Source organism: Streptomyces tirandamycinicus (assembly GCF_003097515.1).
GTDB lineage: Bacteria > Actinomycetota > Actinomycetes > Streptomycetales > Streptomycetaceae > Streptomyces > Streptomyces tirandamycinicus.
Genome location: NZ_CP029188.1, coordinates 5105735 through 5118953, shown reverse-complemented (window position 1 = coordinate 5118953; position 13219 = coordinate 5105735). Strand labels below are relative to the sequence as shown.

Annotated in this window: 8 protein-coding genes; 2 read left to right on the top strand and 6 right to left on the bottom strand. The window is 73.6% G+C overall.

Annotated elements, in window-relative coordinates:
- Positions 1-67: 67 nt before the first annotated feature.
- A complete protein-coding gene (locus tag DDW44_RS22705) occupies positions 68-2050 on the bottom strand; it encodes an acyl-CoA dehydrogenase family protein (protein WP_051093181.1) in 1983 nt (660 codons plus the stop codon).
- A gap of 248 nt (positions 2051-2298) precedes the next feature.
- Positions 2299-3249 (bottom strand): LysR family transcriptional regulator, encoded by a 951-nt coding sequence (locus tag DDW44_RS22700; RefSeq protein ID WP_167455525.1) that lies wholly within the window; start codon positions 3247-3249, stop codon positions 2299-2301.
- Positions 3250-3757: 508 nt separating this feature from the next.
- On the opposite strand from DDW44_RS22700, the gene DDW44_RS22695 reads away from it, so the two are divergent.
- Positions 3758-4966, top strand: a complete 1209-nt coding sequence (locus DDW44_RS22695; protein ID WP_108907549.1) for an MFS transporter — start codon at positions 3758-3760, stop codon at positions 4964-4966.
- A 64-nt stretch (positions 4967-5030) separates the two neighbouring features.
- Here DDW44_RS22695 and DDW44_RS22690 read toward each other — a convergent pair whose 3' ends face one another.
- From DDW44_RS22690 to DDW44_RS22675, 4 genes are all read right to left on the bottom strand, one after another.
- A complete protein-coding gene (locus DDW44_RS22690; protein WP_108907548.1) occupies positions 5031-6476 on the bottom strand; it encodes an aldehyde dehydrogenase family protein in 1446 nt (481 codons plus the stop codon).
- Between the two features lie 362 nt (positions 6477-6838).
- Complete coding sequence (locus DDW44_RS22685) at positions 6839-7735, bottom strand: EamA family transporter (protein ID WP_108907547.1); 897 nt, start codon at positions 7733-7735, stop codon at positions 6839-6841.
- 569 nt (positions 7736-8304) lie between these two features.
- Entirely contained in the window at positions 8305-9897 is a 1593-nt protein-coding gene (locus DDW44_RS22680) for a PucR family transcriptional regulator (RefSeq protein WP_108907546.1), read from the bottom strand.
- Positions 9898-9999: 102 nt separating this feature from the next.
- Positions 10000-12093 carry a type IV secretory system conjugative DNA transfer family protein gene (locus DDW44_RS22675; RefSeq protein WP_108907545.1) on the bottom strand — a complete coding sequence of 698 codons (2094 nt, stop codon included), beginning with the start codon at positions 12091-12093 and terminating at the stop codon, positions 10000-10002.
- A gap of 516 nt (positions 12094-12609) precedes the next feature.
- On the opposite strand from DDW44_RS22675, the gene DDW44_RS22670 reads away from it, so the two are divergent.
- A complete protein-coding gene (locus DDW44_RS22670; RefSeq protein ID WP_108907544.1) occupies positions 12610-13173 on the top strand; it encodes a hypothetical protein in 564 nt (187 codons plus the stop codon).
- The last annotated feature ends 46 nt before the right edge of the window (positions 13174-13219 follow it).

The window sequence follows — 13219 nt, the reverse complement described above, 5'->3', positions numbered from 1 at the left end:
CAGCGCGTCCCCGGGGGCCGCGGGTGCGGGCCGCCGCGTGGAGGCGGCGGCCCGCACCGGCGGACGGTCAGCGGAACGGGCGGTGGACGTTCTCCCGCGTCGACGGGCCGGGGGTCGCGTCCGCGATCCAGGGGCCGTCGCCGCTCGGGTCGAGGATGCCCTCCTCGAGCCAGGTGTAGGAGCCGGCGAGGACGTCCTTCACCACCGACCGGTCGAGGTCGTCGGTGTTGGTCCACAGCCGTCCGAAGAGCTCCTCGACGCGGATACGGGACTGCCGGCAGAAGGCGTCCGCCAGCCGGTAGGCCTCCCGGCCGTGCTCCCCGGTCCGGCGCAGGAGTTCGGCCCGCACACAGGCGGCGCTCATCGCGAACAGCTCGGCTCCGATGTCGACGACGCGGCCGAGGAAGCCCTGCTTGGTCTCCATCCGGCCCTGCCAGCGGGACATGGCGTAGAAGGTGGAGCGGGCCAGCCGGCGCGAGGTGCGCTCCACGTACCGCAGGTGCGTGGAGAGGTCCGTGTGCCCGCGCGGGTGGAACTCGGCGTAGGAGCGGGGCAGCTGGCCGGGGCCCGCGACCAGCTTGGGCAGCCAGCGGGCGTAGAACGCGGTGGCTGCCGCCCCCGCCCTGGCCTTGTCGCCGAAGGACTTGTCGGGGTCGATGATGTCGCCGGCCACGGAGAGGTGGGCGTCCACCGCCTCGCGCGCGATCAGCAGGTGCATGATCTCGGTGGAGCCCTCGAAGATGCGGTTGATGCGCAGGTCGCGCAGCAACTGCTCGGCGGGGACGGCCCGTTCGCCGCGGGCGGCCAGGGAGTCCGCGGTCTCGAAGCCGCGTCCGCCGCGGATCTGGACCAGTTCGTCGGCGATGAGACAGGACATCTCGGAGCCGTAGAGCTTGGCCAGGGCCGCCTCGATGCGGATGTCGTTGCGGTCCTCGTCGGCCATCTGGGACGCCAGGTCGACGACGGCCTCCATGGCGAAGGTGGTGGCCGCGATGAAGGAGATCTTCGCGCCGACGGCCTCGTGGCCGGCGACCGGCTTGCCCCACTGCTCGCGGACGGCGGACCATTCGCGGGCGATCTTCAAGCACCACTTGCCGGCGCCGACGCACATCGCGGGCAGCGACAGACGGCCGGTGTTCAGCGTGGTCAGGGCGATCTTCAGCCCGGCGCCCTCGGGGCCGATGCGGTTCGCCGCGGGCACCCGGACCCGGTGGAAGCGGGTCACGCCGTTCTCGATGCCGCGCAGGCCCATGAAGGCGTTGCGGTTCTCGACCGTGATGCCCTCGGCGCCCGCCTCGACGACGAACGCGGTGATGCCTCCCCGGTGGCCCTCGGACCTGGGGACTCGGGCCATGACGACGAGGAGGTCGGCGACGACGCCGTTGGTCGTCCACAGCTTCACGCCGTCGAGCACGTAGTCGTCGCCGTCGGGCACCGCCGTGGTGGCCAGGCGCGCCGGATCGGAGCCCACGTCGGGCTCGGTGAGCAGGAACGCCGAGATGTCGGTACGGGCCAGGCGCGGCAGGAACGTCTCCTTCTGCTCCTGGGTGCCGAAGATCTTCAGCGGCTGCGGTACGCCGATCGACTGATGTGCGGACAGCAGCGCACCGATGGCGGGGCTCATCGAGCCGACCAGGGCCAGCGCCTTGTTGTAGTACACCTGGGTGAGGCCGAGGCCGCCGTACTTGGTGTCGATCTTCATACCGAGGGCGCCGAGTTCCTTGAGGCCCTCGATCACCTCGTCCGGTATCCGGGCCTCGCGCTCGATGCGCGCGCCGTCGATCTTCGTCTCGCAGAAGTCGCGCAGTTTGGCGAGGAACTCCTCGCCGCGCTGCACGTCCTCGGAGGCGGGCAGCGGATGGGGATGGATCAGGTCGAGCCGGAAACGGCCGAGGAAGAGCTCCTTGGCGAAGCTGGGCTTGCGCCAGCTCTGCTCGCGCGCGGCCTCGGCGACCTGTCGCGCCTCACGCTCGGTGACCTTCGGGGCCCCTGTGGCCTCTGGGGACACACTGGCCTTCGGGGCGTCCTGAGGGGTGGATGGTGCGGACATGAGGGACTCACCTCGCCGCTGTCGGAGGGCGGCCGGACCGGGAACTACCGACCGGTGCTACTCGTCCGTATCTACCCGAATACCGGCTGCCTCACCAGTCCTGCGGGGCAGCCGGGTGGATCCCGGCCGCCCTACCGCGAAAGGACGGCCGGAGCCCGTGCACGGTGGGTTCCGGCCGGGCCGTCGGTCCGGGCGGCACGGGCCCGCGCCCCTGCCGCGACGGCCGGGAAGCGCGTCGGGGGCGGCCCTCACCCGACACGGTCCGATGGGCCCGCGGACGGGCGCGCGGACGGGCCGGGGCGGCCCCCACCCGGCGCGCCCGTCCGCTCCCCCTCGATGCCCAGCAGCTCCAGGAAGGCCGCGGCCGCCGGGGTGAGGCCCTCCCGGCCCCAGATCACGTACTCGGCGCGCCCCGGGGCGTCCGTGACCTCGATGGTGGCCACCCCGGCCAGGCCCGCGACGTACGCGGGCGGGAGCAGGGCCACGCCGAGGCCCGCCCCCACCAGGCGGGCCAGGTAGTCCGCGTTGGTCACCTCGAAGGCGACCTCGCGGGTCAGGCCGGCGGCGGTGAACGCCAGATCGGACTGGGCCCGGCCGGCGGTCTTCGCCGGGAGGTCCACGAACACCTCCGAGGACAGCCGGCGGAGGTCGACCGACGTCTCGCCGGCGAGCGGGTGGTCCGGGGAGACCACGGCGACCAGCCGCTCCCGGGCGATCTCGCGGGCCATCACACCCCTGGGGCGGGCCGTGATCGGGATGCCGAGGAAGGCCACCTCGATCTCACCCTGCCTGACCCGCTCGACGAGCTCGTCGCTCGCTCCCACACTCACACTGATCCGGGCCTTCGGATGGCGCCGGTGGAAGTCCTTGAGGACGTTGGGGACATCCACGGCGGCGACGGTGGGGATCAGCCCCACCTCGAGGCGTCCGCGCACCTCCCCCACGGTCGCCGCGACTTCGGCGGCGGCCCGCTCCGCCGCGTCCAGGCACCGGCGGGCAGCGGGCAGGAAGGCGGCGCCCGCCGGCGTCAACCGGACCCGGCGACTGGTGCGTTCGAAGAGCCTCGCGCCCAGTTCCCTCTCCAGTCGCGCGATCTGGTGGCTCAGCGCGGACTGGACCACCAGGCAGCGCTGGGCGGCCCTCGTGAAGCTGTTCGTCTCGGCCACGGCGATCACGTACCGCATCTGCTGGAGCTCCATCGATCCATCGTGATACGCGATTCATCGCGTGACAAACATGCGTTGGACTCATCGATGCCCCCGGCTCGACACTGGTGACCACACACACGGCAGCAGGTCCCTCGGGCCGACTCCGCCGGGAGCCCTCGATCGGGGCCGCTTCGGCAAGCCCGAGAGCCTCGATTCCGCTGCCCTCCCCCTGACCCCGCACCTGGGCGCACACCGCCGAGGCTCGCTTCGTCGCGCCCTCGTGCCCGTAGCACCGAAAGGACGAGCGACTGCCATGCGCACCACGCCACCGCGACCCGATCCCGGACGGCGCCGGGCCGCGCCGGACCGAGCCGGACCGAGCCGGACCGATCGTGGTGATCCTCGCCGCCCTCTCCCACGGTGACGGGATCCGAGCCGTCCACGCCCCGGCCTCCCCGCTGGACCCCAGGACCACGAGGCACGCTCACAACCGCGCCAGACCATGCCAGACCGCGCCAGAACACGCCAGACCACGTCCGACTGCGTCCGGAGAGATGACATGACCATTGACGAAGAGACAACGCCCGTCGCACCACGGAAGCAGCTGTCCCCGACCCGGGGATGGCTGGGTGTGGCAGCCATCACCGCAAGTCTGTTCGTCTTCCTCACCACCGAACTCATGCCGATCGGCCTGCTCACCCCGCTCAGCGAGAGCCTCCACGTCTCCGTGGGCACGGCCGGCCTCATGGTCACGGCGCAGGGAGTCGCGGCCGGTCTCGGCGTGCCCTTCCTCGTGGCATGGACGCGGCGCATCAACCGCCGCCGGCTGCTGACCGCGCTGCTGGCCGTCCTGGCCGTCGGCAACCTGATCACCTCGATGGCCCCGACCTACCCGCTGATCCTGGGCACCCGACTGATCATGGGCTTCGCCAGCGGCGTCTTCTGGGCCATCGGCGTCAGCATGGCCATGCGCATCGTCCCCGAGAGGCACGCCAACCGGGCCGCCGCCGTCGTGATGTCCGGCATCTCGGTCGCCACCGTCGTCGGCATCCCGCTCGGCACCGTGCTGGAGAGCGCCGGCGGCTGGCGTGCCACCTTCCTCATCTGGGCGGGCCTCAGCTCCCTGGTGCTCCTCGCGGTCGCCTGCACCGTCCCGTCGCTGCCGTCGGCCAACGCGGTCTCGGTACGCGAGGTCTTCGGACTGCCCGTCAGGAACGTGCCGCTGCGCGTGGTCCTGGTCATGGTCGTCCTCTTCGTCCTCGGCCACTTCGGTGCCTACACCTTCGTCCGTCCCTACCTGGAGGAAAGCGCGTCCGCCACCGCCGGCTTCATCACCGTCGTCCTCATCGTCTTCGGTATCGGCGGTGCGATCGGCAACTTCGTCGGCGGCCTGACCGTCGGCAGGAGCCTGCGGGGCAGCTTCGTCGTGGGCGGCCTCGTCCTGATCGGCGCACTCGGCATGCTGCTGACCACCGGCACGAACGCCGTCGGCGTGATCGCCGCCATGATCCTGTGGGGCCTCGCCTTCGGTGTCGTCCAGCTCAGCCAGATCAACATGACGCTCGCGGCGGCGCCCGAGACCTTCGAGGCCGCCATGTCGCTCAACACCATGGCCTACAACACCTGCATCGCCCTGGGTGCCCTCTTCGGCGGCCTGCTCGCCGACCATGTGGGCGTCCCGGGCGTCATATGGTTCGGCATCGTCCTGGTGGCTCTCGCCGTGATCCTCCGCGCCTCCACCGGCCGCCGGACCACGGCTGCGAGCTGATCCCTGAGAAGAGAGACGGCCGGAGCCCCCGCACAGTGGGCTCCGGCCGTCGGTCGGGGGCGTACTAGAGGGCGAGTCCGGTGAGGACCAGCACCCGCTCGTAGGTGTAGTCGTCCATCGCGAACCGAACGCCCTCGCGTCCCACGCCGGACTGCTTGGCGCCGCCGTAGGGCATCTGGTCGGCGCGGTAGGACGGCACGTCGCCGACGATCACGCCGCCGACCTCCAGCTCCCGGTGGGCGCGGAAGGCGGTCTGCAGGTCGTGCGTGAACACACCCGCCTGCAGGCCGTACTTGGAGTCGTTCACCGCGGCGAAGGCCTCGGTCTCGCCGTCGACGCTCTGCACGGTGAGGACCGGCCCGAAGACCTCCTCGCAGGCGAGCGTCGTGTGCGCCGGCACTCCGCTGAGCACGGTCGGCGCGTAGGAGGCGCCGTCGCGCTTGCCGCCGGTGTGGAGCCGGGCACCCGCCTCGACGGCCTCCTCGACCCAGGACTCGACACGCTTGGCCGCGTCCTCGCTGACCAGCGGGCCGACGTCGGTGGACGGGTCGGAGGGGTCGCCGGTGTTCTGCGCCTCGACCGCCGCGACGATCTTCGGCAGCAGCCGGTCGTACACCGAGGTGTCGGCGATCACGCGCTGCACGGAGATGCAGGACTGGCCGCCCTGGTAGTTGGAGAAGGTGGCGATCCGGGTCGCCGCCCAGTCCAGGTCCTCCTCCGAGGCGAAGTCGGCGAGGACGACGGCCGCGCCGTTGCCGCCCAGCTCCAGGGTGCAGTGCTTGCGCGGCACGGAGTCCATGATCGCGTAGCCGACCTTGTCGGAGCCCGTGAAGGAGATGACCGGGAGGCGCTCGTCCTGGACCAGGGCGGGCATCCTGTCGTTCGGGACCGGGAGCACCGACCAGGAGCCGGCGGGCAGTTCGGTCTCGGCGAGCAGCTCGCCGAGGACCAGGCCGGACAGCGGAGTGGCGGGAGCGGGCTTGAGGATGATCGGCGCCCCGACGGCGATGGCCGGCGCGATCTTGTGGGCGCACAGGTTCAGCGGGAAGTTGAACGGCGCGATGCCGAGGACGACGCCCTTGGGGAAGCGGCGGGTGAGGGCGAGGCGCCCCTGGCCGCCGAGATCCGTGTCGAGGCGCTGGGCGTCGCCGCCGTTGAAGCGGCGGGCCTCCTCGGCGGCGAAGCGGAAGACGGAGACCGCGCGGCCGACCTCGCCGCGGGCCCACTTGACGGGCTTGCCGTTCTCGGCGGAGATCAGCTGGGCGATCTCCTCGGTGCGCTCGACGAGGCGCTTCGACACGTGGTCGAGGGCGGCGGCGCGCACATGGGCCGGGGTCGCGGCGAACTCGTCCACGACGGCGTGGGCCGCGGCAACGGCCTCCTCGACCTGGGCGTCGGTCGGGACGGCGACCGTGCCGACGAGACGGCCGTCCCAGGGCGAGGTCACGTCGAAGGTCGCCTCGCCGGTGGCCTGGCGGCCGGCGAGCCAGAAGGCGTGGGTGGAAGTCATCTTGGGGGTCCCGGCCCTTCCGAAGTAGTGGGTTGCCTCTTCTCACACGGTAGGGCGGCGGGGCCGGATCGTGGGTTGTCCGGCATGGAGTGGTCGGGCGGGCCGCCCTGCCGCTTTGGCGGGTCCGGGAGCCGGAGCCCCGGGGGTCGGGAGTACCGGGGTTCCGGGGTTCCCGGGCTCCGGGGCCGCCACGCCGTCTTCGGCGGTGTGGGGCCGGAGGTCTGGGGCCGCCTTGGCGGGTCCGGGAGCCGGGGGGCGCCGTGCCGCTCACGGGTGCGCCCGGCCGCGGTCGCCCACCCGCCACGACGGGTACGTGGCACCCGGCCGCCTCACGCTCGCCGGCGCCCGGTCTCCGCCGGTCGTCAGCGGCGGCGTTCGGTGCTGACGATCAGGCAGACACCGGCCACGACGACCGCGCCGCCGACCGCAATGGGCCAGGTCAGCCGCTCCCCGAGGACCAGCGAGCCGAGGAGCACGGCGACGACGGGGTTGACGTAGGCGTAGGTGGCCACCAGCGAGAGCGGGGCGGAGTGCAGCAGCCAGGCGTACGCCGTGAACGCGATCAGCGAGCCGAAGACGACGAGATAGGCGAGGGCGGTCCAGGAGCGGCCGGACACCTCGGCGAGGAGGAAGCCCCGCTGCTCACCGCGGCCCAGGCCGACGAGGAGACAGCCCAGGCCGCCCGCGACCATCTCGTAGGCGCTCGTCGCGAACGGGTTGGCCGGCATGGGGATACGGGAGGAGGAGAACGAGCCCACCGACCACAGGACGGTCGCGGCGACCACGGTCAGCACGCCCCAGAGACGGACGTCGCCGCTCAGGCCGGGCAGGGTCAGCACGGCGAGACCCGCGAGCCCGAGCAGGACGCCGCCGTACGCGCCGGGACCCGGGCGCTCGCCGGACGCGCACCGCAGGACGACGACCCAGGCCGGGACGACGGCGACCAGGAGTGCGGCGAGTCCCGACGGGACGGCGGTCTCGGCGAGGACGACCAGCCCGTTGCCGCCCAGGAGCAGCAGCAGCCCGACCACGGCCGCCGAGCCCAGCTGGGCGCGGGTGGCGCGGAGCGCGGACGGCCCCTGGAGCCAGGCGACGATCGCGGCGAGGATCAGGCCGGCGGTGACGAAGCGCGCGCCGGCCGACAGGAACGGCGGCATGGTCTCGACGACCACGCGGATGCCGAGGTACGTGGAACCCCACACGACGTAGACGATGGCGAGCGCGGCCCAGACCGGCCCGGATATCCGGCGGCCGGGCACACGGACGTCCGCGGGCCGAACGGCGGGCGCGGCACCGGGTCCGGAGTCGAGGGGGGCACCTGGTCTGGAGCCGGGTCCGGTACCGGAGGGGGCGCCGGTGCCGGGTCCGTTACCGGTCAGGGCGCCGCGTCCGGCGGGAGGTCTGTTCCCGCCGGATCCGCCGGGGACGGGTACGCCGGGAACGGGTGCGCCGGTGCCTGCGCCGGATTGCGTCATCGGTCCTTCTCGTCTCGTGGAGGCCGGACGGGTGCCACCCCCGCCCAAGCCGGTGATCACGGAGCAGGACCCTAGGCAGTTCGGCAGCCGAATGCCATGTTTTCTGCCCGATTTCGGGCAGCGGAAGGGGAATTGCCTTCACGTTCGCGTTGAAGGGCCGGCATCGCGAGAGTGTCCGGGACCAGGACCGGAGATCGGGACCGGGGCCAGGACCGGCCGCGGAACCCCCGGGACGTCCCTGTCGCGGCCACGGCCCGGGCCAGGCCCTGTCGGGCTACCGGCCAGGAACAGCCGCTGCCGCTGCCGCAGCCATGGGACCGAGACCTGGACCGGGGACGGGCCGTGCCCGGCTGCTACGGCACCGGGCCCTGCTCCGGGGCCGGGGCGGCGGCCGGCAGCGGGGTCTCGGTCGCCTTGAGGGCCAGCCAGAGTTCCATCCGCACGTCCGGGTCGTCCAGGGAGCGACCGAGGATCTCCTCGACGCGCCGCATGCGGTAGCGCAGGGTGTGGCGGTGGACGCCCAGATCGGCCGCGGCCGCGTCCCACTGGCCGTGACGGGAGAGCCAGGCACGCAGGGAGGCCACGAGGTCGCCGCGGCCCGTCGCGTCGTGCTCCCGCAGCGCTCGCAGCATCCCGTCGGCGAAGGCGCGCACCGCGTCGTCGGCGAGCAGCGGCAGCACCGAGCCCGCCGCGAGTTCCTCGTGCTCGACGAGCGCCCGGCCCCGCCTGCGGGCGACGGAGAGCGCCTGCTCGGCCTGCTTGTACGCGGTGGCCGCAGCCACCGGCCCCGCCGGGGCCGACATGCCGACGACGACCCCCGCCTCCTCCGTCTCGCGTTCGGTGTAGGGCTCGCAGGCGAGCGCGACCGCTCCCCCGTCGGCGGCGAGGACGACGAGCCGGTCGTCGCTCTCCCACACGGTCAGCACCGATTCACCCGCCCGGGAGGCGGCGGACTCCAGCGCCTCGGCGAGGGTGTGCGCGGGGTGTTCGGCCGCCGGGTCGGGCTCGCCGTCCGGTTCGGCGATGAGCAGCCGGAACGGGGCGTCCAGGAGTCCTCCGTACAGGTCCCCGGCGACCGTTCTGGCGGGGTCGGGCTGGCCGGCGAGCATCATCCTCAGCACCGCCGCGCCCAGCCGCTGCTCCGCGGCCTGCAGCGAGCGCGACCGTTCCGTGGTCAGGGTCAGCAGCGCCACCGCGGAGTGCACGGCGTAGCGCTCGGCGGTGCCGAGCGGCGCGCCCGTGCCGACCGCGAGGGCACCCCTGACCCGCCGCCCGGTGCCGAGGGACTGGAGTTCCACACGGTCCTCCGTCCCGCCGACGACCGCACTTGCGGGCGCGGGGCGCTCGCGCAGGCGCTCCACGTCTCCCGTGAGCCGGGCCGCGCGCCGGGCGGCCCAGTCGGGAGCGGCGGCGACGACGGCGCCGGAGGCGTCGTAGAGCGCGGCCCAGCCGTCGACATGCGCGGCGAGCTTGGCGAGCAGGGCCGCGGGACCCTCGGCGAGCGCGGCGCGGGTCAGCTCCCGCTGGGCCTCGAAGCCCGCGGTGACGGCCCGGTACTGATCGGCCGCGATCGCCGCGGAGACCGCCTTGCTGATGGCCAGGAAGGGCGTGCGCCGGGGCACCTCCAGGAGGGGGAAGTCCTCGGCGTCGGCCGCCTCCAGCAGAGCGTCGGGGATGTCGTCGTAGTTCACCCCGACGGCGAAGCCCAGCCCCGCGACGCCCGCGCCCGAGAGCCGCCGCACATAGCGCCGCATCGCCTCCCGGTCGGCGGCGTCGAGCGTCATCGCGGTGACGAGCAGCAGCTCGCCCCCCTCCATGTAGGGCACCGGGTCCGCCAGCTCGCTGGCGTGCACCCAGCGCACGGGGGTGCCGAGACGGTCCTCCCCCGCGCGGACGGTCAGCTTGAGCGCGGAGTGCTGGACGAGGGACGCGAGGGTGACCGGCATGGGACCGCGGACTTTCGGCAGAGGGCGAGTGCTTCTCGGTCTGTTGTGCCGTCCCGTATGAACGGCGCACCTCGATTCTGCCACCGCGTACGGGTGCCCGGCTCAGTTCCGCAGATCCACCAGGAGCGGAGGGGTGTGCTCGCCGCGCACCGACGCCAGGGAGAGCACCGCGTGCCCGGCCGGCACGGAATGCGCCAGCTCGGAGGCCGACCAGCGCTCCCGCTCGACCTCACGGACCGTCACCGCCTCGGCGGTCGCCGCCCTGCCCGTCACGACCCGGCGCATGAAGTGCAGCGCCTTGGTCAGCGGCTCGTCGGAGATGATCTGCCGGTTGGTCACGTCCTTGGTCTGCACCCACTCCTTGCCCCAGGACTCGGCGAACCGGCCGCCGTCCCACGGCCCGAGCCCGGCGAACGCCATCCGGCAGCCGACCGCGCCCAGCAGCGGCCCGCGCAGCGGCTCCGGCACGTCCTCCAGGGTGCGCAGCGCCAGCACCACCCCCGCGTGTGCGGAGCGCAGCCGCTGAACGGCCCGGATCGACTCGGGCGTGACCGTGTGTGTGGCGTCGTCCAGCACCAGACAGGCGAACAGCGATCGGTCCGAGCGGCTGAGCACGGCCTCCGTGAACTGGGCGAGGACCAGCCGGGCGATGATCCGCGACGCCTCGGCATGGCCGCGTTCCGGGAGGTCGATCCGGACCCGCAGCGGGTGCTCGAGGGCCCGCAGCGAGAACTGGCGGCCGGGCTCGGCGGTGCGGAAGAACCCGGCGAACGCGGGCCGGTCGAGGAAGGCGATCCGGTCCGCGAGCAGCGTCCCGATGTCGTCGGCGCGCTGGGACTGCCGTACCCGCGCGTCGAGTTCCCGCAGCTGGGACGTCCCGCCCGCGGCCTGCAGTGCGGTACGCAGCCCGTCCAGCGCACCGGGCGCGCCACCGAGGAGGTCGCGCAGTTCGGGCACGGCCGGGAAGTGGCCGTGGACGCCGCGGTACGGCCCGATGAGCTGCGCAAGGGCGGTGGCGGCCCGCCGACCGTCGGCCGTAAGGTCCCCGACGAGCGCCTCGGCGAGGACGCGCGCGGCCTCGTCGGGGTCGTCGCTGCCGCCGTACAGGTCCAGGTCGTGTGTGGACTCCGGCCGGCCCGGGGCGATGACCAGGTCGAAGGCGTCGTCGGGGGCGAGCGCCGTACCGTGCGCGGTGACGGCCACGACCGCGGCGCGGTTCGCGAGGGCCTGCAGGCACATGGACTCCACGACGGGCCGCACCAGCCGCACCGTCTTGCCCGACCCGGACGGCCCGACGGCGAGCAGCGAGGTGCTGAGCAGGGCGGGTTCGAGGGCGACCCCGGTGGTGCGGCGGGCGTAGGGGTTGCGGGGGTGGTCGGCGGCGGTGCCGATCCTGACCTGGCCGGTTGCGAGGTCGTGCACGGCGGTGCGCACCGGCAGATCCCGGACTCCGGAGGGATGGGCGCAGGCCGCGGCGCCCTCGGCACGGACCACGTCCGTGAAGGCCGCCAGTCGCTCGGGCCTGGTCCGCACCCCCTGCCAGGCCCGGCGGATCCGCGCGTAGTCGACGTCGCCGAGCGATCCCGTGCGCGTCGCGTCGGCCAGGGTGCGCGCTGTGTCGTCCAGCCCTGCGGTGCGCAGGTCGGGCCAGTCGGCGGGGTCGTCCTTCGGCGGGGGCGGGGGGACGGGGACGTCCTTCCTCCGGGAGTACCGGCGCCAGATCTCGGGCACGTGGCCGATCCGGGCGAACAGGACGAGCAGTCCGCCGCCGACGAGGGCGTAGTACGCGTAACTCACCGTGGCCCACAGCGGCGGGTCGGCCCGCCAGGAGTCAGGGGTGAGTACCAGCAGCGGCCAGAGCCAGTAGCGGCCGAGGTAGCCGTTCCAGAGCAGGGACCACAGCAGCCACCCCGCGAGCAGGGCGATCAGCGCCCCCGCGAAGAGCCGCCTCGCCGGGACGGGCTCCGGCTCCTCCGCCGGGCGCGGCCGGTGTCCCAGCCGCCAGACGCCCGGTTCGGCCTCGGGCCGCGGGGTGCGCAGCCAGTCGGCGACCGAGGTACCGGCCGCCGCCGGGGCGTGGGCCGGGACCGGCGGGACGGCGGGCGGCATCGGCGGCGGGCCCGCGGGGCGCGGGACGGGCCGCGCGCTGCCGGTGCCGCCGGATCGGGCTCCGCGTGCGTCGTACGTGCCTTCCATCTCCATGAACCCCTGCCCCCTGACCAGCCAGGCCCGCGCGTCTGTGCCACCGTCAATCTAGTGCCCGGCGACGGGGAGTTCAGCGATCCCGCACCGCGAGTACGGCGGGTGGCGGGAGATGTCCGGTGGCCGCACCGCCGCCCTGCCGGGGCTCGCGGGAGGAGGGCGCGGCCCGCCGGGGCGCGAACGGCGGCCGAGCACGGCGGCCGCGGCCCTGCGGCGCGGGACCTGATCTCGGGTACCGGTTCGCCGAGTTCGAGGAAGTAGACGAGTTCGGCCGCGGTAGCCAGGCTGTCGCGGGCCGCGGAGATTCTGGCCGACCGGGAGCAGGTGCGGCAGATGGAGGAGGCCGAGCGGGCACGCCGAGACGAACCGGAAGTACGCCGAGCCCCGGCCGTCGAGATCAGCGGCCGCGAAGTCGAGATGTAGCCCTGCCCCACTTGAGGTACGGAGCGGACTGCCGCATCGGTCGGGTACCCCTGGCAGGCTGTCAGTGCCTGCCGTTACCGTCGTGGGATGGCCAGCAGCAGCGATCCGTGGAGCGAGCGTCCCCAAGCGCCGCACAGGCCCGCCGAGCCACCCCAGCGGTCGATCAGCGAGATCCTGGGCACCCCGGAGCGGCCCAAGATCCTGCCCGGAGTGACGCCGTCGTGGCCGGGCCACGAGTACGGCACGAACTCAGCCCCGCCCCGGCACGAACCGATCCCTAGTGTTCCGGGAGCCGTTCGCCGGCAGCGCGCCGAGCTGGAAGCGCTCCGGGACGACGCCGCCCGGCAGTACCGCGCCGGCGACGCGGCCCGCGTCGAGGTCTACGCCAACCACCGCAAGGACGCAGCCGTGGCCCATGGAGTGTGGGCAGCGGCCGCGTGGCTGCTGGGCGAACTGGAGGCCAGCCCCATCAGCCAGGAGACGCACGCGTACCCGTACACCGCCCGAGAGGTGGGGCGCGAAGAGACCCGGGCGCTGGACTGCGTGGAGCGCAACGCCTGGCGTGACGTGGACGAGGACTACGGAGCCGGGGTGCTGAGCGCGTTGGAGTGGGCGACGAGCACGAGCAGGCCGAGGCCCGTGGCCCAGTGACGCCGAATGCCGAGAGGCCCGAACCGCAGGTTCGGGCCTCTCAACA

What these genes read in the sequence shown, in the direction of transcription:
- DDW44_RS22705 (WP_051093181.1), bottom strand. Translation starts at nt 2,050, where the DNA reads ATGTCCGCACCATCCACCCCTCAGGACGCCCCGAAGGCCAGTGTGTCC.
- DDW44_RS22700 (WP_167455525.1), bottom strand. Translation starts at nt 3,249, where the DNA reads ATGGAGCTCCAGCAGATGCGGTACGTGATCGCCGTGGCCGAGACGAAC.
- DDW44_RS22695 (WP_108907549.1), top strand. Translation starts at nt 3,758, where the DNA reads ATGACCATTGACGAAGAGACAACGCCCGTCGCACCACGGAAGCAGCTG.
- DDW44_RS22690 (WP_108907548.1), bottom strand. Translation starts at nt 6,476, where the DNA reads ATGACTTCCACCCACGCCTTCTGGCTCGCCGGCCGCCAGGCCACCGGC.
- DDW44_RS22680 (WP_108907546.1), bottom strand. Translation starts at nt 9,897, where the DNA reads ATGCCGGTCACCCTCGCGTCCCTCGTCCAGCACTCCGCGCTCAAGCTG.
- DDW44_RS22675 (WP_108907545.1), bottom strand. Translation starts at nt 12,093, where the DNA reads ATGGAAGGCACGTACGACGCACGCGGAGCCCGATCCGGCGGCACCGGC.
- DDW44_RS22670 (WP_108907544.1), top strand. Translation starts at nt 12,610, where the DNA reads ATGGCCAGCAGCAGCGATCCGTGGAGCGAGCGTCCCCAAGCGCCGCAC.